Source organism: Pseudomonas mediterranea CFBP 5447 (assembly GCF_000774145.1).
In the GTDB taxonomy this organism is placed as follows: domain Bacteria; phylum Pseudomonadota; class Gammaproteobacteria; order Pseudomonadales; family Pseudomonadaceae; genus Aquipseudomonas; species Aquipseudomonas mediterranea.
In genome coordinates, this window is the sequence record NZ_KN322986.1 from 413,040 (window position 1) to 434,612 (window position 21,573).

At 61.8% G+C, this 21,573-nt stretch carries 18 protein-coding genes; 7 read left to right on the plus strand and 11 right to left on the minus strand.

Annotation, left to right across the window (positions count from 1 at the left end; translation table 11 throughout):
• The first annotated feature begins 130 nt into the window (after positions 1-130).
• Positions 131-1,531, plus strand: a complete 1,401-nt coding sequence (locus N005_RS18740) for a NorM family multidrug efflux MATE transporter (protein WP_081993292.1) — start codon at positions 131-133, stop codon at positions 1,529-1,531.
• 125 nt (positions 1,532-1,656) lie between these two features.
• Here the strand turns inward: N005_RS18740 and N005_RS18745 are convergent, their stop codons facing one another.
• On the minus strand, positions 1,657-3,321 hold the full coding sequence (locus tag N005_RS18745; protein WP_047702569.1) for a putative bifunctional diguanylate cyclase/phosphodiesterase: 1,665 nt from the start codon (positions 3,319-3,321) through the stop codon (positions 1,657-1,659).
• A gap of 252 nt (positions 3,322-3,573) precedes the next feature.
• Here N005_RS18745 and rep point away from each other — a divergent pair, with 252 nt between their 5' ends.
• Together rep and N005_RS18755 are read left to right on the plus strand one after the other, a co-directional pair.
• Positions 3,574-5,583 carry a DNA helicase Rep gene (gene rep, locus N005_RS18750; protein WP_047702570.1) on the plus strand — a complete coding sequence of 670 codons (2,010 nt, stop codon included), beginning with the start codon at positions 3,574-3,576 and terminating at the stop codon, positions 5,581-5,583.
• A 57-nt stretch (positions 5,584-5,640) separates the two neighbouring features.
• A complete protein-coding gene (locus N005_RS18755; RefSeq protein ID WP_041023330.1) occupies positions 5,641-6,213 on the plus strand; it encodes a xanthine phosphoribosyltransferase in 573 nt (190 codons plus the stop codon).
• 123 nt (positions 6,214-6,336) lie between these two features.
• Here the strand turns inward: N005_RS18755 and N005_RS18760 are convergent, their stop codons facing one another.
• From N005_RS18760 to dadA, 6 genes are all read right to left on the minus strand, one after another.
• Positions 6,337-8,259, minus strand: a complete 1,923-nt coding sequence (locus N005_RS18760) for an acetyl-CoA hydrolase/transferase C-terminal domain-containing protein (RefSeq protein ID WP_047702571.1) — start codon at positions 8,257-8,259, stop codon at positions 6,337-6,339.
• Between the two features lie 135 nt (positions 8,260-8,394).
• Entirely contained in the window at positions 8,395-8,808 is a 414-nt protein-coding gene (locus tag N005_RS18765) for a c-type cytochrome (protein ID WP_047702807.1), read from the minus strand.
• Between the two features lie 181 nt (positions 8,809-8,989).
• Positions 8,990-9,538 carry a cupin domain-containing protein gene (locus tag N005_RS18770; RefSeq protein ID WP_024780576.1) on the minus strand — a complete coding sequence of 183 codons (549 nt, stop codon included), beginning with the start codon at positions 9,536-9,538 and terminating at the stop codon, positions 8,990-8,992.
• A gap of 128 nt (positions 9,539-9,666) precedes the next feature.
• Positions 9,667-10,740: an alanine racemase gene (gene alr / locus N005_RS18775; protein ID WP_047702572.1), complete on the minus strand. Its 1,074-nt coding sequence runs from the start codon at positions 10,738-10,740 to the stop codon at positions 9,667-9,669.
• Positions 10,741-10,834: 94 nt separating this feature from the next.
• Positions 10,835-11,188 (minus strand): RidA family protein, encoded by a 354-nt coding sequence (locus N005_RS18780; protein WP_047702573.1) that lies wholly within the window; start codon positions 11,186-11,188, stop codon positions 10,835-10,837.
• Entirely contained in the window at positions 11,160-12,467 is a 1,308-nt protein-coding gene (gene dadA / locus N005_RS18785) for a D-amino acid dehydrogenase (protein WP_047702574.1), read from the minus strand. The genes N005_RS18780 and dadA overlap by 29 nt, the downstream gene beginning before the upstream one ends.
• 157 nt (positions 12,468-12,624) lie before the next feature.
• On the opposite strand from dadA, the gene N005_RS18790 reads away from it, so the two are divergent.
• Positions 12,625-13,113, plus strand: a complete 489-nt coding sequence (locus N005_RS18790) for an Lrp/AsnC ligand binding domain-containing protein (protein ID WP_003206849.1) — start codon at positions 12,625-12,627, stop codon at positions 13,111-13,113.
• A gap of 24 nt (positions 13,114-13,137) precedes the next feature.
• Here the strand turns inward: N005_RS18790 and N005_RS18795 are convergent, their stop codons facing one another.
• The gene (locus N005_RS18795) at positions 13,138-13,491 is read right to left on the minus strand and encodes a YkgJ family cysteine cluster protein (protein ID WP_041023335.1); all 354 of its coding nucleotides are present in this window, start codon (positions 13,489-13,491) and stop codon (positions 13,138-13,140) included.
• A gap of 146 nt (positions 13,492-13,637) precedes the next feature.
• Here N005_RS18795 and N005_RS18800 point away from each other — a divergent pair, with 146 nt between their 5' ends.
• On the plus strand, positions 13,638-14,951 hold the full coding sequence (locus tag N005_RS18800; RefSeq protein ID WP_047702575.1) for an NAD(P)/FAD-dependent oxidoreductase: 1,314 nt from the start codon (positions 13,638-13,640) through the stop codon (positions 14,949-14,951).
• 186 nt (positions 14,952-15,137) lie between these two features.
• Here N005_RS18800 and N005_RS18805 read toward each other — a convergent pair whose 3' ends face one another.
• On the minus strand, positions 15,138-15,383 hold the full coding sequence (locus N005_RS18805; RefSeq protein ID WP_047702576.1) for a DUF1127 domain-containing protein: 246 nt from the start codon (positions 15,381-15,383) through the stop codon (positions 15,138-15,140).
• A gap of 181 nt (positions 15,384-15,564) precedes the next feature.
• On the opposite strand from N005_RS18805, the gene N005_RS18810 reads away from it, so the two are divergent.
• Together N005_RS18810 and N005_RS18815 are read left to right on the plus strand one after the other, a co-directional pair.
• Positions 15,565-16,998, plus strand: a complete 1,434-nt coding sequence (locus N005_RS18810; protein WP_047702577.1) for an aminotransferase-like domain-containing protein — start codon at positions 15,565-15,567, stop codon at positions 16,996-16,998.
• A 61-nt stretch (positions 16,999-17,059) separates the two neighbouring features.
• On the plus strand, positions 17,060-18,628 hold the full coding sequence (locus N005_RS18815) for a phospholipase D family protein (protein WP_047702578.1): 1,569 nt from the start codon (positions 17,060-17,062) through the stop codon (positions 18,626-18,628).
• A 142-nt stretch (positions 18,629-18,770) separates the two neighbouring features.
• On the opposite strand, the gene N005_RS18820 is transcribed toward N005_RS18815, so the two are convergent.
• Positions 18,771-19,913, minus strand: coding sequence for an MFS transporter (locus N005_RS18820; RefSeq protein WP_047702579.1), 1,143 nt, complete (start codon positions 19,911-19,913; stop codon positions 18,771-18,773).
• 158 nt (positions 19,914-20,071) lie between these two features.
• A complete protein-coding gene (locus tag N005_RS18825) occupies positions 20,072-21,565 on the minus strand; it encodes an aldehyde dehydrogenase (protein ID WP_047702580.1) in 1,494 nt (497 codons plus the stop codon).
• Positions 21,566-21,573 lie beyond the last annotated feature (8 nt).

Here is a 21,573-nt window from a genome sequence, read left to right on the forward strand (position 1 = left end):
TCACGCACCCTAGCAGAAAGAACTGACGCATGAGTTTTAATCATGCCTGCCATCGTTTTTATCCTTTTGTGCAAAGCCTCGCAAGCGCCGAGAATCGACGGTTTACAGCCTTGCCTGAACATGGAGCGTGATGATCATGCAGCATCCTGTGCGTACCGAACTCCGGGCCATCCTGCGGCTGGCGGGGCCGTTGATTGCCTCGCAGTTGGCGCACATGTTGATGGTCCTGACCGATACCTTGATGATGGCGCGCTTGAGCCCCGAAGCCCTGGCCGGCGGTGGGCTGGGGGCGGCGAGTTATTCGTTCGTGTCGATTTTCTGCATCGGCGTGATCGCGGCGGTGGGTACGCTGGTGGCGATCCGGCACGGCGCCGGCGACATCGAGAGGGCCACCCGGCTGACCCAGGCCGGGTTGTGGCTGGCCTGGTTGATGGCACTGGTCGCCGGACTGCTGCTGTGGAACCTCAAGCCAGTGCTGCTGATGTTCGGCCAGACCGAAACCAATGTGCAGTCCGCCGGACAATTCCTGCTGGTGTTGCCGTTTGCCTTGCCCGGCTATCTGAGCTTCATGGCCCTGCGCGGCTTCACCAGCGCCATCGGCCGGGCCACGCCCGTCATGGTGATCAGCCTCGGCGGCACGGTGGCCAACTTCCTGCTCAATTACGCGCTCATCACCGGCATGTTCGGGCTGCCGAAACTCGGCCTGATGGGCATCGGCCTGGTCACCGCCATCGTTGCCAGCTGCATGGCCCTGGCGCTGGCCTGGCATATCCACCGGCACCCGGCATACCGGGGGTACCCGCTGCTTGAGGGGCTGTTCCGACCGAATCGCCAGTACCTCAAGGAGCTGTGGCGCCTGGGCCTGCCGATTGGCGGTACTTATGCCGTGGAAGTCGGGTTGTTCGCGTTTGCCGCGTTGTGCATGGGCACCATGGGCAGCACGCCGTTGGCAGCCCATCAGATCGCCCTGCAGATTGTGTCAGTGGCGTTCATGGTTCCGGCTGGGATGTCGTACGCAATCACCATGCGCATCGGCCAGCACTATGGCGCCGGCCAACTGCTGATGGCGCGACTGGCCGGACGGGTCGGCATCGGCTTCGGCGCTGCGGTGATGCTGGCCTTCGCCATGGTGTTCTGGCTGTTGCCGAATCAGTTGATCGGTTTGTTCCTAGACCACAACGACCCGGCGTTCCGTCCGGTGATCGATCTGGCGGTGAGCCTGCTGGCCGTGGCAGCGTGGTTCGAACTGTTCGACGGCACGCAGACCATCGCCATGGGCTGCATCCGCGGGCTCAAGGACGCCAAGACCACGTTCCTGGTGGGCCTGGGTTGTTATTGGCTGATTGGTGCGCCGGCGGCCTGGTGGATGGCGTTCCACCTGAACTGGGGACCGACCGGCGTCTGGTGGGGGCTGGCCCTGGGGCTGGCCTGCGCGGCGGTGAGCCTGACATTGGCGTTCGAAGGAAAGATGAAGCGGATGATCAGGCGCGAGTCGGGACAACAGGGTTTCGAGATCGTCCAGACTGAATGAACATCCCGTGTGGGAGCGAGCCTGCTCGCGATAGCGGTGTGTCTGATGCATTGATTTCGTCTGATCGACCGCCATCGCGAGCGGGCTCGCTCCCACAGGGGTTGTGTCAGCCAGCAGGAATTGGGTCAGGCGGTGACTTCCGTCGACTTGTTGTCGAACGTCAGGTATTCCACCAACTCAGGCAACGGCAACGGTTTGCTGATCAGGAACCCTTGCACCTGGTCGCAACCGAAGCCGCGCAACAGATCCAGTTGTTCGCGGGTTTCCACACCCTCGGCCACCACCTCCAGATTGAGGTTGTGGGCCAGGTTGATCATCGCATGCACCAGTTTGCGGTTCTCTTCGCGTTGCTCCATGCCGCCGACGAAGCTCTTGTCGATCTTGAGCAGGGCGATGGGGAGGCTGTTGAGGTGCACGAACGAGGAAAAGCCGGTGCCGAAGTCGTCCAGGGAGAAGCGCACCCCCAGGCGGCCGAGGGCATCCATGGTCTGTTTGACCAGCTCACTGCGGCGCATGACCGCGGTTTCGGTGAGTTCGAATTCCAGCCATTGGGCTTCGACGCCTCGCTCGGCGATCAGCCGGCTCAATGTCGGCAGCAACTGGCTGTCCTGGAACTGCCGGAACGACAGGTTGACCGCCATGTGCAGCGGTGCCAGCCCGCGCTCGCGCAAGGCCTGCATATCCCGCAAGGCGCGGGAGATCACCCAGTAGCCCAGCGGGACGATCAGGCCGCTCTGCTCCGCCAGCGGGACGAATTCACTCGGTGGCAGCAACCCGCGCTCGCCGTGACGCCAGCGCACCAGGGCTTCGAGACCGACGATGTGGCCACCTTCGAGGTCCAGCCGCGGCTGGTAGTGCAGCTCCAGCTCGTCACGACGCAGCGCCCGGCGCAGTTCGCTTTCCAGGTCGGCGAGGCTGCGGGCGTTGCGGTTGATGCGCTCGTTGAAGACATGGAAGGTGCAACCCTGGGTGCTCTTGGCCTGTTGCATGGCAATGTGGGCATGCCACATCAGCGGATCGGCACCCGCCTGGGCCCGGGCGTGGGCGATGCCCAGGCTGCAGCCGATCAGCAGGCTTTCGCCGTCCACCCAGTAGGGTTCGGCCATGGCTTGGGTGATGCGCTCGGCCATCCACTCGGCCCGCTGAGGCGCCCGACGGGTATCGATCAGCAAGGCGAACTCGTCGCTGCCCAGCCGTGCCAGTTGGTCGCCGGCTTCGAGCGCCCCCTTGAGGCGCGAGACCACCTGCAGGATCAAGCGATCGCCGGCCTGATGTCCGAGGGCGTCGTTGGCGTGACGGAAGTTGTCCAGGTCCAGGTGGCCGAGCGCCAGGCCACGGCCTTCGCTTTCAGCCAGGCGCGCCGCCAGCAGGGTCTGGAACCCCTGGCGGTTCGCGATGCCGGTCAACGGATCCTGTTCGGCGAGACGCTGCAAGGTGCTTTCCAGTACGCCGCGCTCACGCACATGGCGCAGGCAACGGCGCAGGGTCGCGGTATCGAGCAGGTCACGCACCAGCCAGTCGCTGGCGCCATCGGGTAGCGTCGCGGGCTCGTGTTCCAGCAGCAGGATGGTCGGCAGAGGACAACGGCCGGGAGCCGGTTGCAAGGCTGCGACCGTCAACAGCACCGCGTTGCGATTGTCTTCGAACAGGCTGCAGACCGACTCCCAGGTCGGGGCAATGATCAACACGACCGAGCCCGCCATGGGCGCCAGGCACTCGCGTAATATCGCTGACCACTCAGGCTCTTCGGCCAATAACAGCAAACGCAAGGGTTCGACAGGCGTGGACAAGCTGACTCCGTAGACTCTGCAAGAGGTATGCGCTGGGCATTATGACCTGCCGAGCGACAATGACCAGTGCCAATAGTTCTCAAAAACGGGCTTCTGGCGATTTTTTCCACTCCAGCCCGGACATCAGCGCCAATTCACCTCAAATCCCGGCAGCAAGGCAGCGATACGGCCTGATGTCGGACAGAGCAGCACAATTCTCCAGGCCTGTTAAAATGCCGGCCCATTTTTCGCAAACGACTCCCTGACCCTGTCATGTCCCGACTCAATCCCCGGCAGCAAGAAGCCGTGAACTATGTCGGCGGCCCTCTTTTGGTGCTCGCCGGTGCAGGTTCCGGCAAGACCAGCGTGATCACCCGCAAGATCGCGCACCTGATCCAGAACTGTGGCATCCGCGCCCAGTACATCGTCGCCATGACCTTTACCAACAAAGCCGCCCGGGAAATGAAAGAACGGGTCGGCGGCCTGCTGCGCGCCGGCGAAGGCCGTGGCCTGACGGTCTGCACCTTCCACAACCTGGGCCTGAATATCATCCGCAAGGAACACGTGCGACTGGGCTACAAGCCGGGCTTCTCGATTTTCGACGAGACCGACGTCAAGGCCCTGATGACCGACATCATGCAGAAGGAGTACGCGGGCGACGACGGCGTCGACGAGATCAAAAACATGATCGGCGCCTGGAAAAACGACCTGGTGCTCCCTGCCGAAGCCCTGGAAAACGCCCGCAACCCCAAGGAACAGACGGCCGCCATCGTCTACACCCATTACCAGCGCACGCTCAAGGCGTTCAATGCGGTGGACTTCGACGACTTGATCCTGCTGCCGGTCAAGCTGTTCCAGGAACACGCCGACATCCTCGAGAAGTGGCAGAACAAGGTTCGCTACCTGCTGGTGGACGAATACCAGGACACCAACGCCAGCCAGTACCTGCTGGTGAAACTGCTCATCGGTTTACGCAACCAGTTCACCGTGGTGGGCGACGACGACCAGTCGATCTACGCCTGGCGTGGCGCGCGTCCGGAAAACCTGATGCTGCTCAAGGAAGACTATCCGTCGCTCAAAGTGGTGATGCTGGAGCAGAACTACCGCTCCACCAGCCGCATCCTGCGCTGCGCCAACGTGCTGATTTCCAACAACCCCCACGAGTTCGAAAAGCAGCTGTGGAGCGAGATGGGCCACGGCGACGAAATCCGCGTGATCCGCTGCCGCAACGAAGACGCCGAAGCCGAGCGCGTAGCGATGGAAATCCTCAGCCTGCACCTGCGCACCGACCGGCCGTACAGCGATTTTGCAATCCTCTACCGCGGCAACTACCAGGCCAAGCTGATCGAGTTGAAGTTGCAGCATCACCAGGTTCCCTATCGCCTGTCGGGGGGCAACAGCTTCTTCGGCCGTCAGGAAGTGAAGGACCTGATGGCCTATTTCCGCCTGATCGTCAACCCTGACGATGACAACGCCTTCCTGCGAGTGATCAACGTCCCGCGCCGGGAAATCGGCTCGACCACGCTGGAAAAACTCGGCAACTACGCCACCGAGCGCAAGATCTCGATGTACGCCGCCACCGACGAAATCGGCCTGGGCGAACACCTGGACAGCCGTTTCACCGACCGCCTGGCGCGCTTCAAGCGCTTCATGGACCGGGTCCGCGAGCAGTGCGCCGGGGAAGATCCGATCGCGGCACTGCGCAGCATGGTCATGGACATCGACTATGAGAACTGGCTGCGCACCAACAGCTCCAGCGACAAGGCCGCCGACTACCGTATGGGCAACGTCTGGTTCCTGATCGAGGCCTTGAAGAACACCCTGGAAAAAGACGAAGACGGCGAAATGACCGTCGAAGACGCCATCGGCAAGCTCGTGCTGCGGGACATGCTCGAGCGCCAGCAGGAAGAGGAAGACGGTGCCGAAGGCGTGCAGATGATGACGCTGCACGCGTCCAAGGGCCTGGAATTCCCCTACGTGTTCATCATGGGCATGGAAGAGGAAATCCTGCCACACCGCTCCAGCATCGAGGCCGACACCATCGAAGAGGAACGGCGCCTGGCCTACGTGGGTATCACCCGGGCCCGGCAAACGCTGGCCTTCACCTTCGCCGCCAAGCGCAAGCAATACGGCGAAGTGATCGACTGCGCGCCGAGCCGCTTTCTCGATGAGCTGCCGCCGGACGACCTGGCCTGGGAAGGCAACGACGACACCCCGACCGAAGTGAAAGCCGTTCGCGGCAACAGTGCCTTGGCCGATATACGAGCGATGCTAAAGCGCTAGAATCGACCGATTTAATTCCGACTTCAGCGCCCTTGAGGCGTTATCAGAGGAGGCTTCATGGAAGCCCTGCACCAGAAAATCCGTGAGCAAGGCATCGTCCTTTCCGACCAGGTCCTGAAAGTCGACGCGTTCCTGAACCATCAGATCGACCCGCAACTGATGAAACAGATCGGCGATGAATTCGCCGCGCTGTTCAAGGACTCGGGCATCACCAAGATCGTCACCATCGAAGCCTCGGGTATCGCCCCGGCCATCATGACCGGCCTGAACCTTGGCGTGCCGGTGATTTTCGCCCGTAAGCAACAGTCCCTGACCCTGACGGAAAACCTGCTGTCGGCGACCGTGTATTCGTTCACCAAGAAGACCGAGAGCACCGTGGCCATCAGCCCCCGTCACCTGACCAGCAGCGACCGGGTACTGATCATCGATGACTTCCTGGCCAACGGCAAAGCCTCCCAGGCGCTGATTTCCATCATCAAACAGGCTGGCGCCACCGTGGCCGGGCTGGGGATCGTGATCGAGAAGTCGTTCCAGGGTGGCCGTGCGGAACTGGACGCCCAAGGCTATCGCGTCGAGTCCCTGGCGCGGGTGAAATCCCTGGCGGGTGGGGTTGTGACCTTTATCGACTGACCGCCACAAATCTCCCTCTGTGGGAGCGAGCCTGCTCGCGATAGCGGTCTGTCAGACACATTGTATGTAGCAGGTACACCGCTATCGCGAGCAGGCTCGCTCCCACAAGGTTTCGGGTTGGCGCTATTGCGCAGTGGCCTCGAGCCCCGCCAACAACAAGCGCTGGAACAGATCTTCCTTCAGCCCATCAGTGCTCGCCAGTTGCATCCGCTCCAGATGCTCGGGGTACAACGAGGGCTCCGGAGCGTCCAGCGCGGCCTTGCCCAATTCGAGCATTTCGGTGAGCTTGAACTTGCTCTTGAGCCAGTTCAACGCCCGCAACAGGTCCCGCTCCACCCCATCGAAATCCGCGCCCAGCGGATACTCCGGGAACAGATTCGGATGTCGCGCCTGGATCGCCTGCAAGCGCTCCGATGTGTTGTCGGCAAACCGTGGATCGAGGCGGAAATCCTTCGGTAGTTTTCCGGCATTCTGCGCTTGCTCGATCAGCCCTGGTTGGAAGCGTGAATCGCTGATGTTCAGCAACGCCTCGATCACCGCGGCATCGGTCTTGCCCCGCAGGTCGGCGATGCCGTATTCGGTCACCACGATGTCCCGCAGGTGCCGGGGAATTGTGCAATGGCCGTATTCCCAGACAATGTTCGAACTGATCTCGCCCCCGGACTCCCGCCAACTGCGCAGCAGCAAAATGGAACGCGCGCCTTCCAGCGCATGCCCCTGGGCGACGAAGTTGTACTGCCCGCCCACACCGCTGAGCACCCGACCGTCTTCCAGTTGATCGGCCACCCCGGCACCCAGCAGGGTCATGGTGAACACGGTATTGATGAAGCGCGCATCGAGACGTTGCAAGCGCTTGAGGCGCTCCTGGCCATACAACTCGTTGATGTAGCTGATGCGGGTCATGTTGAATTCGAGCCGGCGGTTCTGCGGCAACTCGTGCAAGCGCTGGTAGAAGCTGCGCGGGCCGAGAAAGAAGCCACCGTGGACACAGACGCCGTCGGGTTGGGCCGCCTCGTCGAGCGTACCCGCGTTGGCCTGCTCCTGGGTCGGCTCATCGGGATAGACCTTGCGCCGGATGATCCCGGCCTCCGCCAGCACCAGCAAACCGTTGACGAACATTTCACTGCAACCGTATAGCCCCTTGGCAAACGGCTCGACCCCACCCTCACGCTCGATCAGTTGTGCCCACTGGCTGAGGTTCAGGTCCGCCAGCAACGCCCGATACCCGGTGTTATCCGCCTGGCGCGCCAGCAGCGCTGCCGTCAGCGCATCGCCCATGGAGCCGATACCGATCTGCAGCGTGCCGCCGTCACGCACCAGGCTGCTCGCGTGCAGGCCGATGAAATGGTCCTGGAACCCCACTGGCATGTTCGGCGTGGAGAACAGCGTGTGATTGTCCTTCTCGTCGATCAACAGATCGAAAGCGTCGATGCCGATTTCCGCATCCCCCGGCATGTAGGGCAGATCGCTATGAACCTGGCCGACCATGAGGATGGTTTCCCCCGCCGCCCGCCGCTTCTCGATCATCGGCAGCAGGTCGAGGGTGATGTCGGGGTTGCAACTCAAGCTCAGGCGATCCGGGTGCTGTGGATCGCTCGCGACCAGTTGCGCGATCAGGTTCAAGCCGGCGGCGTTGATGTCCCGGGCAGCATGACTGTAGTTGCTGCTGACGTAGTTCTGCTGGGCCGATGCGCTGTGGAGCAGGCTGCCTGGCTGCATGAAGAACTGCTCGACCCGGATGTTGGGTGGCAGGCTGTCGCGCTGCAGGTCGGCCAGGTAATCGAGTTCCGGATAGTCGCCGAAAACCCGTTCGATGAAGGGCTCGAGAAAACGCTTCTGCAAACCATCGCCCAGGTTCGGCCGGCCCAGGCTCAGGGCCGTGTAGATTGTCAGTTGTCGCTCAGGTAATTGGGCGACGCGCCGGTACAGCGCATTGGCAAACAGGTTGGGTTTGCCCAACCCCAGGGGCATGCCGAGGTGGATATGCGCCGGCAGGCGTTCCAGGACGTCATCCACCGCCTGCTCGATTGAACACAATTGCACCATCCTACCCTCCGGGCCATTCCGTGAATGTGGGTTGGACCGAGCTTGCCGGGTCTTGGTTGCGATGAATAGTCCTAGGTGGTCGTTTCCAAGGCGCAAAAAAGCCGCTCGAAAGCGGCTTTTTCGAAGGATGCTGGCTTATTTCAGGCCGGACATCTTTTGGATGGCGCCTTTGAGTTCTTCATCCGAGCAATCGGCGCAGGTACCTTTAGGCGGCATGGAATTAATACCAGTAATGGCTTTCGCAAGAATGCCATCCAAACCACCTTGATGATCAGCACGCTCTTTCCAGGCTGCTGTATCACCTATTTTTGGAGCGCCCAGCAGGCCGGTGCCATGGCAAGCGTTACAGTGTTTTGCAATCACGTCATCGGGCGTTTTCTTAGCGCCACCACCCGCCGCAACGGCAACTTCCATGCCCTTGCATTCCTTCCCCGCAACGCAAACCTGGCCCACCGGCTCGAGGCGCTTGGCGATTTCATCGTTGGTTGCCGCTTGGGCACTGACTGCCCAAAGGGCCAATACGGTTGCTGGTGCAGCCAGCATTTTCATAATTAGGTTCACACGTACACCCTCATGGTGGCTAGTCACGCCTGCGGCCACGGTTGCAGGCGGGCGCAAGTATAGCGGTAAGCCTGTCACACTGAAACAACCCTAAAGTCACAAGGGTCTTGTTCATTGCGACCGCTTTCCCCCTGGCCGCCGCTGCCCGTGCGGGCTTGGCGCCTCTTCCTTAGAAATTGGCCGGTGTGGCTGCGCTGATCAGTCGCGCCGGCACATCGAACGGATTACGAAAACGGTGTGGTTTGGTGCTCTCGAAATAGTAGCTGTCCCCGGCCTCGAGCACGAACGTTTCGGCGCCGACGACCAGCTCCAGACGTCCTTCCACCAGAATCCCGGTTTCCTCGCCTTCATGGGTGAGCATCTCGTCGCCGGTATCGGCACCAGGCGGGTAGATTTCATTCAGGAAGGCAATCGCCCGGCTCGGGTGTGCCCTGCCCACCAGCTTCATGGTCACGGCGCCGTCGGAGATATCGATCAGTTCGTTGGCTTTGTAGACGATCTGGGTCGGCTTCTCCTGGAGGATTTCTTCGGAAAAAAACTCGACCATGGACATGGGGATGCCGCCAAGGACCTTGCGCAGCGAGCTGATCGAGGGGCTCACGCTGTTTTTCTCGATCATCGAGATGGTGCTGTTGGTGACGCCCGCACGCTTGGCGAGTTCACGCTGGGAAAGGCCTTTGAGTTTACGAATGGCTTGCAGTCGTTCACCGACGTCCAATGCTGGAACCTCCAGGGGATCAGGTTGTGTGGAAAGTGAGCGTTATCATGGCGACAGCGTTCAGTATTTACAACACTTTGACCCGAATCCTGCGCGGTGAAGCGACCTTCGGTCGATCCTGCGCTGCGTCAGCCCGCGGAATAGAGCCGTGGCACGCGCCGCAGGTTGCAGAAAATCTGATAGGGAATGGTACCGGCAGCCTTCGCCACATCGCTGGCGAGCACATGTTTACCCCATAATTCCACGGTCGAACCGAGTCCGGCATGGGGGATGTTCGTCAGGTCGACGCACAGCATGTCCATCGACACACGCCCGACCAACTGGCTGCGCTGGCCGTCCACCACCACTGGAGTTCCGCTCGGGGCCTGGCGCGGGTAGCCGTCGGCATAGCCCATGGCGACCACCCCGACCCGGGTCGTCTGCGTGGTCACGTAATGGGCGCCATACCCCACCGGCTCGCCGGCCGGCAGTTCGCGCACGCAAATGATCTTCGACTCCAGGGTCATCACCGGCTGCAGGCGCGAGGCGGTAGCGTTGGCTTCATCGAAAGGCGTCGCGCCATACAGCATGATGCCCGGACGGACCCAGTCGCTCGGCATCTGCGGCCAGCCCAGTACCGCCGGAGAGTTGCGCAGGCTGGTCTCGGCCGTCAATCCCTGGCAGGCGGCTTCGAACACTTCCAATTGCCGGGTGCTGGAGGGGTCATGCAGCTCATCGGCACGGGCAAAGTGGCTCATCAGCACGACTTTCGCGACTTTGCCGCTGGCCTGTAGTCGACGATAGGCGGCCTGATAGTCCTGTGGATGCAGGCCAACCCGGTGCATCCCTGAATCCAGCTTGAGCCAGACCGTGATTGGCTTGCCCAGCGCCGCCTTTTCAATCGCTTCGAGCTGCCACAACGAATGCACGACACACCAGAAGTCGTGCTCGACGATCAACGACAGCTCATCGGCTTCGAAAAACCCTTCCAGCAACAACACCGGCCCACGAATTCCGCCGGCCCGCAGCTCCAGGGCCTCTTCGATGCAAGCCACCGCAAACCCGTCCGCGGTGTCCTGCAAAGCCTCGGCGCAACGTACCGCGCCGTGCCCGTAGGCATCGGCCTTGATCACTGCAAGGGCCTTGGCCCCCGTGACGTCGCGAGCCAGTTGGTAATTGTGGCGCAGGGCTTGAAGATCGATAAGGGCACGAGCAGGACGCATGACGGCAGGCTTCTAGGCAGACATGAAAAAAAACCGGCGCCGGCTGATGGCGTGAACCACCAACAGCGCCGGGAGAGGGATCGTTTCGACAGCTTTAAGGCAGCGCGGCCACGACTGACAGCTCTACCAGGATTTCCGGCTCGCACAGCTTGGCTTCGACCGTGGCGCGGGCCGGGGCAACGCCGTTGGGCAGCCATTTGTCCCAGACCGCGTTCATGCCCGCGAAGTCGGCTTCGATGTCCTTCAAGTAGATCGTGACCGACAGCAACCGGCTCTTGTCGGTCCCGGCCAGGTCCAGCAAACGCTCGATATTGGCCAGGGTTTCGCGGGTCTGCTGCTCGATACCGGCGTTCATGTCGTCGCCGACCTGCCCGGCCAGGTAAACGGTGCCGTTGTGCACGACTACCTGGCTCATGCGGTCATTGGTGAGCTGGCGCTGGATTGCCATGTTTTGCAGACTCCTGAAGTTTGCTGCTGCCATAACGGGAAATATCGAGACCTTCGGCGCTGATCTGCGGCTTCTTCTTCGCCATCAGGTCCGCCAGCAAGCGACCGGAACCACAGGCCATGGTCCAGCCGAGGGTGCCGTGGCCGGTGTTCAGGAACAGATTATTGAACGGGGTAGCGCCGACGATCGGCGTGCCATCCGGCGTGGTCGGACGCAAACCGGTCCAGAAACTGGCCTGGGCCAGATCGCCGCCCTGAGGATAAAGGTCGTTGACGATCATCTCCAGGGTTTCACGGCGACGCGGATTGAGCGACAGGTCAAAACCGGCGATTTCCGCCATGCCGCCCACCCGGATGCGGTTATCGAAACGGGTGATCGCGACCTTGTAGGTTTCGTCGAGGATGGTCGAAGTCGGTGCCATCGCCGGGTTGGTGATCGGCACGGTCAGGGAATAACCCTTGAGTGGATACACCGGAGCACGGATGCCCAGGGGCTTGAGCAGTTGCGGCGAATAGCTGCCCAGGGCCAGGACGTAGCGGTCGGCGGTTTCCAGTTTGCCATCGATCCAGACACCGTTGATGCGGTCACCGGCCTGGTCCAGGCGCTGGATATCCTGTCCGAAGCGGAACTCGACACCCAGCTTCACAGCCATTTCCGCCAAGCGCGTGGTGAACATCTGGCAGTCGCCGGTCTGGTCGTTGGGCAGACGCAAGGCGCCGGCCAGGATGTCGGTGACGTTCGCCAGGGCCGGCTCGACCCGTGCGATACCTTCGCGATCGAGCACTTCGAACGGCACGCCGGACTCCTTCAGCACGGCGATGTCCTTGGCCGCGCCATCGAGCTGTGCCTGGGTGCGGAACAATTGCGTAGTCCCCAGGCTACGGCCTTCGTAGGCAATGCCGGTTTCGGCGCGCAACTCGTCGAGGCAATCGCGGCTGTACTCCGACAGGCGCACCATGCGTTCCTTGTTGATGGCATAGCGGCTGGCAGTGCAGTTGCGCAGCATTTGTGCCATCCACAGGTATTGGTCGATATCGGCGGTCGCCTTGATGGCCAGCGGTGCGTGGCGCTGCAACAGCCATTTGATGGCCTTGAGCGGCACGCCCGGCGCGGCCCAAGGCGAGGCATAACCCGGCGACACCTGGCCGGCGTTGGCGAAACTGGTTTCCATGGCAGGCGCCGGCTGACGGTCGACCACCACTACTTCGAACCCGGCACGGGCCAGATAGTAAGCACTGACGGTACCGATGACGCCGCTACCCAAGACCAGAACACGCATGTTGTCGCCCTCATCGCGGAGACCCGCTGACGTTTGTGTTGTACAAAACTGTAATGAGCGCAGTGTAAGAAAGAACAGGCAGTGCTTTTCACTATATAAATGCCTATATTTGGCGAGAATTCTCGGCAAAAACCCTTTTCACGGAGGCGCATCCCCTGTGCGTACCAATACCCAGACCAAGCGCGAGCTGGACAAGATCGACCGCAACATCCTGCGTATCCTCCAGGCGGACGGCCGGATCTCCTTCACCGAGCTGGGGGAAAAGGTCGGTCTCTCCACGACGCCCTGCACCGAGCGGGTACGGCGCCTGGAGCGCGAAGGGATCATCATGGGCTACAACGCCCGGCTCAACCCGCAGCACCTGAAGGGCAGCCTGCTGGTGTTCGTCGAGATCAGCCTCGATTACAAATCCGGCGACACCTTTGAAGAATTCCGACGTGCCGTGCTGAAACTGCCTCACGTATTGGAATGCCACCTGGTGTCGGGGGATTTCGACTACTTGGTGAAGGCGCGTATTTCCGAGATGGCCTCGTATCGCAAACTGTTGGGCGACATCCTGCTCAAACTGCCCCATGTGCGGGAGTCCAAGAGCTATATCGTGATGGAAGAGGTGAAAGAGAGCCTGAATTTGCCGATTCCGGACTGATCGTTCCCGCGCGGAACGATCTCGCTAGACCAACACCTGCCGATTGGCAGCCATGTACTCATGGATCTGCTTCTCCACCCGGGGATGGATCAACTCCACCGGCCGCCGCCCATTGGGGCACGGCAGCGTCGCCGTGGTACCGAACAACCGGCAGATCAGCGGCCGCTCGTCATACACGGTGCAACCGTTCGGTCCCAGGTGCACGCAATCGAGTGCTTCCAGGGCGGCGTCCTGTTCGGCGCGGGTCTTGCGCGGCAGGCGGGCCATTTCCTCGGGTGAGGTGGTCACCGGCCCGCAGCAGTCGTGGCAACCGGGTACGCACTCGAACGAAGGAATCTGCTGGCGCAGCGTGCGGATTTTTTGACTGTTGCAACTCATCGAGGTGGTTACCGGATCGGGACTGATCCGGATTCTGCCCTAAAAGCCTTGTACCAGACAGGGCCAGCCGACCACTGTTGCCGACGGAGGAATCCACGGCTTATGCTCCGTAAAATTTCTCAAACACAATAATCAGGATTACGCACATGAACGCCCGTGTTCAGCAACCTGTCCCGAGCCACGCGCACGCCGCCTCTTACTACGCCGCTAGCAGCCTGCCGCAACCGGACCATCCGTTGCTGCAAGGCGAGCTGGTGGCGGATGTTTGCGTGGTCGGCGGCGGGTTCTCGGGGCTGAACACGGCCATCGAACTGGCCGATCGCGGCATGAGCGTCGTGTTGCTGGAAGCGCACAAGATCGGCTGGGGAGCCAGTGGGCGTAACGGCGGCCAGTTGATCCGCGGGGTCGGTCATGGCCTGGATCAGTTCACTCCGGTCATCGGTACCGAGGGCGTCCGCCAGATGAAACTCATGGGCCTCGAGGCAGTGGAAATCGTCCGGCAGCGCGTCGAGCGTTTCCAGATCGCTTGCGATCTCACCTGGGGTTACTGCGATCTCGCCAATAAACCCTCCGAACTGGATGGCTTCGCCGAGGACGCCGAAGAGCTGCGCAGCCTGGGCTATCGCCACCCGACCCGCCTGCTGCAAGCCCACGAAATGCACAGCGTGGTGGGCTCGGACCGCTATTTCGGCGGCCTGATCGACATGGGTTCCGGCCACCTGCACCCACTGAACCTGGCTCTGGGCGAAGCCGACGTCGCGCAGCGGCTGGGGGTCAGGCTGTTCGAGCAATCGGCGGTAACCCGGATCGACTACGGTCCTGAAGTGAAGGTGCATACCCAACACGGCTCGGTACGCGCCAAGACCCTGGTGCTCGGCTGCAATGCCTATCTCAATGGCCTCAACAAGGAATTGAGCGGCAAAGTACTGCCGGCCGGCAGCTACATCATCGCCACCGAGCCTCTGAGCCGGGCTCAGGCCCAGGCGCTGTTGCCACAGAACATGGCGGTCTGTGACCAGAGAGTGGCCGTGGATTACTACCGGCTCTCGGCAGATCGACGCTTGCTGTTCGGCGGGGCTTGTCATTATTCGGGACGCGACCCGCAGGACATCGCCGCTTATATGCGTCCGAAGATGCTCAAGGTCTTCCCGCAGCTGGCGGAGGTGAAGATCGACTATCAATGGGGCGGGATGATCGGTATCGGCGCCAACCGACTGCCGCAGATCGGCCGGCTCAAGGACCAGCCCAACGTGTACTTCGCCCAGGCTTATTCCGGCCACGGCGTGAACGCCACGCACCTGGCCGGCAAGCTGTTGGCCGAAGCCATCAGCGGCCAGCAAGGCGGTGGGTTCGATCTGTTCGCCCAGGTCCCGCACATCACCTTTCCCGGCGGCAAGCACCTGCGTTCGCCGCTGCTGGCGTTGGGGATGTTGTGGCACAAGTTGAAAGAGCTGGTTTGATTCGAATGACCCTATAAGTAAGCCCGGCGCTGCTTTTGTGGCGAGGGGATTCATCCCCGCTGGGCTGCGAAGCGGCCCCAAACAGATTGAATGCAGTCAAGCTGATGCACCGCAACGCCTGGTTTTAGGGCTGCTCCGCAGCCCAGCGGGGCGGTGCGACGTCTCGCTAAATCCCCTCGCCACGGATCAACCCCGCCAGAACGGCTTTAAGCCCTCCTCCCGCGCCTGCTGCCGACTTATCCCGATATCACGCAACTGTTCGGGTGTCAGCTCAAGCAAGACTCGGCGTGTATGCAGGCGATGCCAGAACAAGTCCCAGCGACTCAGGCAGGCTGGGGCAGTTTGAAAGCTTGCGCTTCGTAGCTCCTTTTCCTGTCCAGCCTCCAGTTCCTGACTGTGTAGCGTCAGCCGCACATCGCTCAAGCCGTTCATTTTCGTCGCTCCTGTTTACTTGGGTAGCCAGAGGTTTCATGATGCGCGGACGGCCAGAATCGATACAGATTCAACATCTGTATTTTATTTGCATACAGATAAGGCCTTTTTGCCACTGAATGCTGTTTTTAGCGGCCAACTGTATTGGTTACCTGTTGCCCCAACCTATCGAGAGCACGCCATGACCCTCTACGTGAACCTCGCCGAATTGCTCGGCACCCGCATCGAACAGGGTTTCTATCGCCCCGGCGACCGGCTGCCGTCGGTGCGGGCTTTGAGTACGGAACATGGCGTCAGCCTGAGTACGGTGCAGCAGGCCTATCGCGTGCTGGAGGACAACGGACTGGCAATGCCGAAGCCCAAGTCCGGCTATTTCGTCCCGGTCAGCCGCGAACTACCGGACTTGCCGGCGATAGGCCGTCCGGCCCAGCGTCCCGTGGACATTTCACAGTGGGACCAGGTGCTGGAACTGATTCGCGCCGTGCCACGCAAAGATGTGGTGCAACTGGGGCGCGGCATGCCGGACATTCATTCGCCGACCATGAAGCCGCTGCTGCGCAGCCTGGCGCAGATCAGCCGTCGGCAAGACATGCCCGGCCTGTATTACGACAACATCTACGGCAACCTCGCGTTGCGCGAACAGATTGCCCGGCTGTTGCTGGATTCAGGCTGTCAGTTGGGCGCCAACGACCTGATTGTCACCACCGGCTGCCATGAAGCGCTGTCGGTCAGCATTCGCGCCACCTGCGAACCAGGCGATATCGTCGCGGTAGATTCGCCCAGCTTCCACGGCGCCATGCAGACCCTCAAGGGCCTGGGCATGAAGGCCATGGAGATCCCCACCGACCCGCTTACCGGCATCAGCCTGGACGCACTGGAACTGGCGCTGGAGCAATGGCCGATCAAGGCCATACAGTTGACACCCAGTTGCAACAACCCGCTGGGCTACATCATGCCGGAAGCGAACAAACGCGCATTGTTGACCCTGGCACAGCGCTTCGACGTAGCGATCATCGAGGACGATGTGTATGGGGATCTGGCCTACACCTACCCACGCCCCCGCACGATCAAGTCCTTCGACGAGGATGGCCGCGTCCTGCTCTGCAGCTCCTTTTCCAAGACCTTGGCGCCGGGCCTGCGAGTGGGCTGGGTCGCACCGGGGCGGTATCTGGAACGGGTGCTGCACATGAAGTACATCAGCACCGGTTCTACCGCACCGCAGCCACAGATCGCCATCGCCGAGTTTCTCAAGAACGGGCATTTCGAACCTCATTTGCGCCGGATGCGCACGCAATACCAGCGTAATCGCGACGTGATGATCGACTGGGTCAGCCGCTATTTTCCCTCGGGCACCCGTGCCAGTCGTCCCCGGGGCAGCTTCATGCTGTGGGTCGAATTGCCCGAAGGCTTCGATACGTTGAAGCTCAACCGGGTCTTGCATGATCGAGGGGTGCAGGTTGCGGTCGGCAGCATTTTTTCGGCATCGGGCAAGTACCGCAATTGCCTGCGGATGAACTACGCTGCCAAGCCAACGGCACAGATCGAGGAGGCCGTGCGCAAGGTAGGGGCCGCCGCTATCGCACTGTTGAACGAAACCCACGGCGACGGCGTCTGAATTTTACTCAGGGAAGCAGCACCCGACAGTCAATCAACGCCAACAAGCGGAACGATCCGACGTGAGATCCAAACCGATCCTGCCTGCGCTACTGCTTGTCGCCTCACTGTTGGGAGGCTGTGCCAGCGTTGATATCACCCGCGAGCCTTCCCAGGCACTGCCGGCGTCCGAATCTTCATTCGGACGCTCCGTCCAGGCCCAGGCCGCACCCCACGAAGGACGCTCGGGGTTTCGCCTGCTCTCCAACAGCACCGATGCCTTTACCGCCCGGGCCGAGCTGATTCGCAACGCGCAAAGCAGCCTCGACCTGCAGTACTACATCGTTCACGACGGCATCAGCACCCGGATGCTGGTGGACGAGGTGCTCAAGGCCGCCGACCGTGGCGTGCGCGTGCGGATCCTGCTGGACGACACCACCAGCGATGGCCAGGAACAGATCATTTCGACCCTCGGCGCCCACCCGCAGATCCAGATCCGCCTGTTCAACCCGTTGCACCTGGGGCGCGCCACCGGCGTGACCCGCAGCCTAGGCCGACTGTTCAACCTGTCGCTGCAACATCGGCGGATGCACAACAAGCTTTGGCTGGCGGACAACAGCATGGCCATCGTCGGTGGGCGCAACCTGGGGGATGAATACTTTGATGCCGAGCCTCACCTGAACTTCACGGATATCGACCTGCTCGGCGTCGGTCCGGTGGCCGAACAGTTGGGGCACAGTTTCGATCAGTACTGGAACAGCGCCCTGAGCAAGCCCATCGAACAATTCCTGTCCCATCGGCCCACCGCCAAGGACCTGGCCAACAGCCGCCTGCGCCTGCAAGAGTCCCTGGAACAGACGCAAAAGGAGAACCACGCGCTGTACCAACAGTTGACCGCCTACCGGACCCAGCCGCGGCTGGATATCTGGCGCAACGAGTTGGTCTGGGCCTGGAACCAGGCGCTGTGGGATGCGCCCAGCAAAGTCCTGGCCAAGGACGAGCCGGATCCGCACCTGTTGCTGACCACGCAACTGAGCCCTGAACTGGCGGGGGTCAGCAAGGAACTGATCATGATCTCGGCTTATTTCGTGCCGGGACAGCCAGGACTGGTGTACCTGACCAGCCGCGCCGATGCCGGCGTGTCGGTCAGCCTGCTGACCAACTCCCTGGAGGCCACCGACGTGCCGGCAGTGCACGGCGGTTATGCGCCTTATCGCAAAGCACTGCTGCAGCATGGCGTGCGGCTGTTCGAGTTGCGACGCCAACCCGGGGATACGGGAGGCAGCAGCCCTCACCTGTTCTACAGCAAGTCCTACGGTGAATCGGACTCGAGCCTGCACAGCAAGGCGATCATTTTTGACCGGCAGAAATCGTTCATCGGCTCATTCAATTTCGACCCACGCTCAGTGCTGTGGAACACCGAGGTTGGCGTGCTGGTGGACAGCCCCGAGCTCGCCGGTCAGGTTCGTGACGCGGCCTTGCAGGGCATGGCCCCAGCCCTGAGCTACCAGGCGCGACTGGAGGACGGAGCGCTTGTCTGGACCACCGAAGACAACGGCAAGCTCCATGACCTGGATCGCGAACCCGGTAGCTGGTGGCGCCGGTTCAATGCCTGGTTTGCGACGACTGTGGGGTTGGAAAAAATGTTGTAGGGCTGCCCCGCTCCTGTGGCGAGGGGATTTAGCGAGACGTCGCACCGCCCCGCTGGGCTGCGTAGCAGCCCTGAAACCAGACGCCACGGTACATCAGGTTGATTGCATTCAATCTGCTTGGGGCTGCTTCGCAGCCAGTGTTTCAAGCCGGCTGCGTGGCCCCGAACGCACCTTGGCGCAACAACAGAATCACCAGCCCGAACGCCCCTGCCGCCATGAACAACGGCAGCGCATGCCCGCTGATCCATTGGCTGCCCGCTCCCGCCACCAGGGGCCCGATCAGGCAACCGATTCCCCACAGCTGGGCAATATGGGCATTGGCCCGCACCAGCGCATCGTCGCGGTAACGCTCGCCGATCAGGATCAACGACAAGGTGAACAAGCCACCCGCACTGGCACCGAACAGCACCCAAAGCGGCCAGATCAGTAGAGTATCGATCAGCAGTGGAACCGCCAGGCTCGATAAAGTCAGCGCCACCGCGCAGCCCGTGAGCAAGGCTCGTCGGGACAGATGATCGGCCAGGGCGCCAATAGGCAGTTGCAGCAAGGCATCACCGACCACCACGGTGCTGACCATTGCCAGCGCGATGTCGGCACTGAAGCCCTGGCGCAAGCAATACACCGGCAACAACGTCAGGATCATCGCTTCGAAAGCCGCGAACAACGAGACTGCCCAGGCGATTGCCGGCAGCCCCCGGCAAAAAGCCCACAAATCGCCAAAAGTGACGCTACCGGCTTCGCTGGAGGGCGCACCGCTGCGACCGAGCAACAGCAACGGCGCCACCAGCAGCAGGCCAACGCCTACCCAGAATCCGTAGTCGTGCACAGTACCCAGCGCACCGAGCAACAGCGGGCCGGACAGCTGGCTGAGGGCATAACTGGCGCCATACAGCGCTACCAGCCGCCCACGCCATTGCTCGACCACCAGCTGATTGATCCAGCTCTCGCCGAGAATGAATACCAGGGTCAGGACCACCCCGATCACCAGCCGCAGCACCAGCCAGACCGGGTAACTGGGCAACAGCGCCAGCAAGCCGATGGACACCGCCCCGCCCCACAGGCACAGGCGCATCAACGTCGCCGTCCCGAACCGCGCGGCCAGGCGGCTCGACACCTTGGCCCCGAGCAACACCCCGACGGCGGGCATGGCCGCCATCACACCAATGGCGAACGAACCATAACCCCAGCCCTCCAGGCGCAGCGACACCAGCGGCATGCTTACCCCCAGGGCAAGGCCGACGCTCAGGACAGAGGCCAACACGGCGAAATAAGTCGCCCAACGCATTTCCACACTCCTGTGGGTAGTCATCGATTCCGGGCATCCCTCAAAAACAATGTGGGAGCGAGCCTGCTCGCGAAGCGGCGCAACATTCAACAAAGCTGTCGACTGTCATACCGCTATCGCGAGCAGGCTCGCTCCCACAGGGGATCGGCGTTGTGCTGTTACAGCTTGATCCAGGTCGACTTCAGCTCGGTGTATTTGTCGAAAGCATGCAGCGACTTGTCGCGGCCGTTACCCGACTGCTTGAAGCCACCGAATGGCGCGGTCATGTCGCCGCCATCGTACTGGTTCACCCACACGCTGCCGGCGCGCAAGGCCTTGGCGGTCAGGTGGGCCTTGGAGATGTCCCGGGTCCATACCGCCGCTGCCAGGCCATAAGGCGTGTCGTTGGCAATCTGGATGGCTTCTTCGGCGGTATCGAAGGCGATCACCGACAAGACCGGACCGAAGATCTCTTCCTGGGCGATTTTCATGGCATTGCTCACACCGTCGAAAATCGTCGGCTCGACATACGTGCCACCGGTTTCCTCGAGGATCCGCTTGCCACCGGCGATCAGCTTGGCGCCGTCGCTGTGCCCGGCTTCGATATAGGACAGCACGGTATTCATCTGCTGGGTATCCACCAGGGCACCGACATTCGTCGCCGGATCCAGCGGGTTGCCCGGCTTCCAGCCCTTGAGGGCCTCGATCACCAGCGGCAGGAAGGTGTCCTTGATGGAGCGCTCCACCAGCAGGCGCGAGCCGGCGGTGCAGACTTCGCCCTGGTTGAAGGCAATGGCGCTGGCCGCGGCTTCGGCGGCGGCCTGCAGGTCCGGAGCGTCGGCGAACACGATATTCGGGCTCTTGCCGCCGGCTTCGAGCCAGATGCGCTTCATGTTGGATTCGCCGGAGTAGATCATCAGTTGCTTGGCGATCTTGGTAGAACCGGTGAACACCAGCGTGTCGACATCCATGTGCAGGGCCAGGGCCTTGCCGACGGTATGACCGTAGCCTGGCAGCACGTTGAGCACGCCTTTCGGAATCCCGGCTTCGACGGCCAGTGCAGCAATGCGGATGGCAGTCAGCGGGGATTTTTCCGACGGTTTGAGTACCACCGAGTTACCGGTGGACAGCGCCGGACCGAGCTTCCAGCAAGCCATCAACAGCGGAAAGTTCCACGGTACGATAGCGCCCACCACACCGACGGGCTCGCGGGTGACCAAGCCCAACTGGTCGTGCGGGGTCGACGCTACTTCGTCGTAGAGCTTGTCGATGGCCTCGCCGCTCCAGCTCAACGCTTGTGCCGCGCCGGGCACATCGATGTTCAGGGAATCGCTGATCGGCTTGCCCATGTCCAGGGTTTCGAGCAGGGCCAGCTCTTCGACGTGCTGCTTGAGCAGGCCGGCGAAACGAATCATGGTGGCTTTGCGTTTGCTCGGCGCCAGGCGTGACCAGACGCCGGAATTGAACACCGCACGAGCGTTTTCGACCGCGCGCTGGGCGTCGGCAGCATCGCAGCTGGCGACCTTGCCCAGCAGACGGCCATCGACCGGGCTGAGGCAATCGAAGGTTTCGCCGGACACCGCATCGGTGTATTCGCCGTTGATGAAGGCGCGGCCTTCGATGGTCAGATCGCGGGCGCGTTGTTCCCAGTCGGCACGAGTCAGGGTGGTCATGCGAGTGT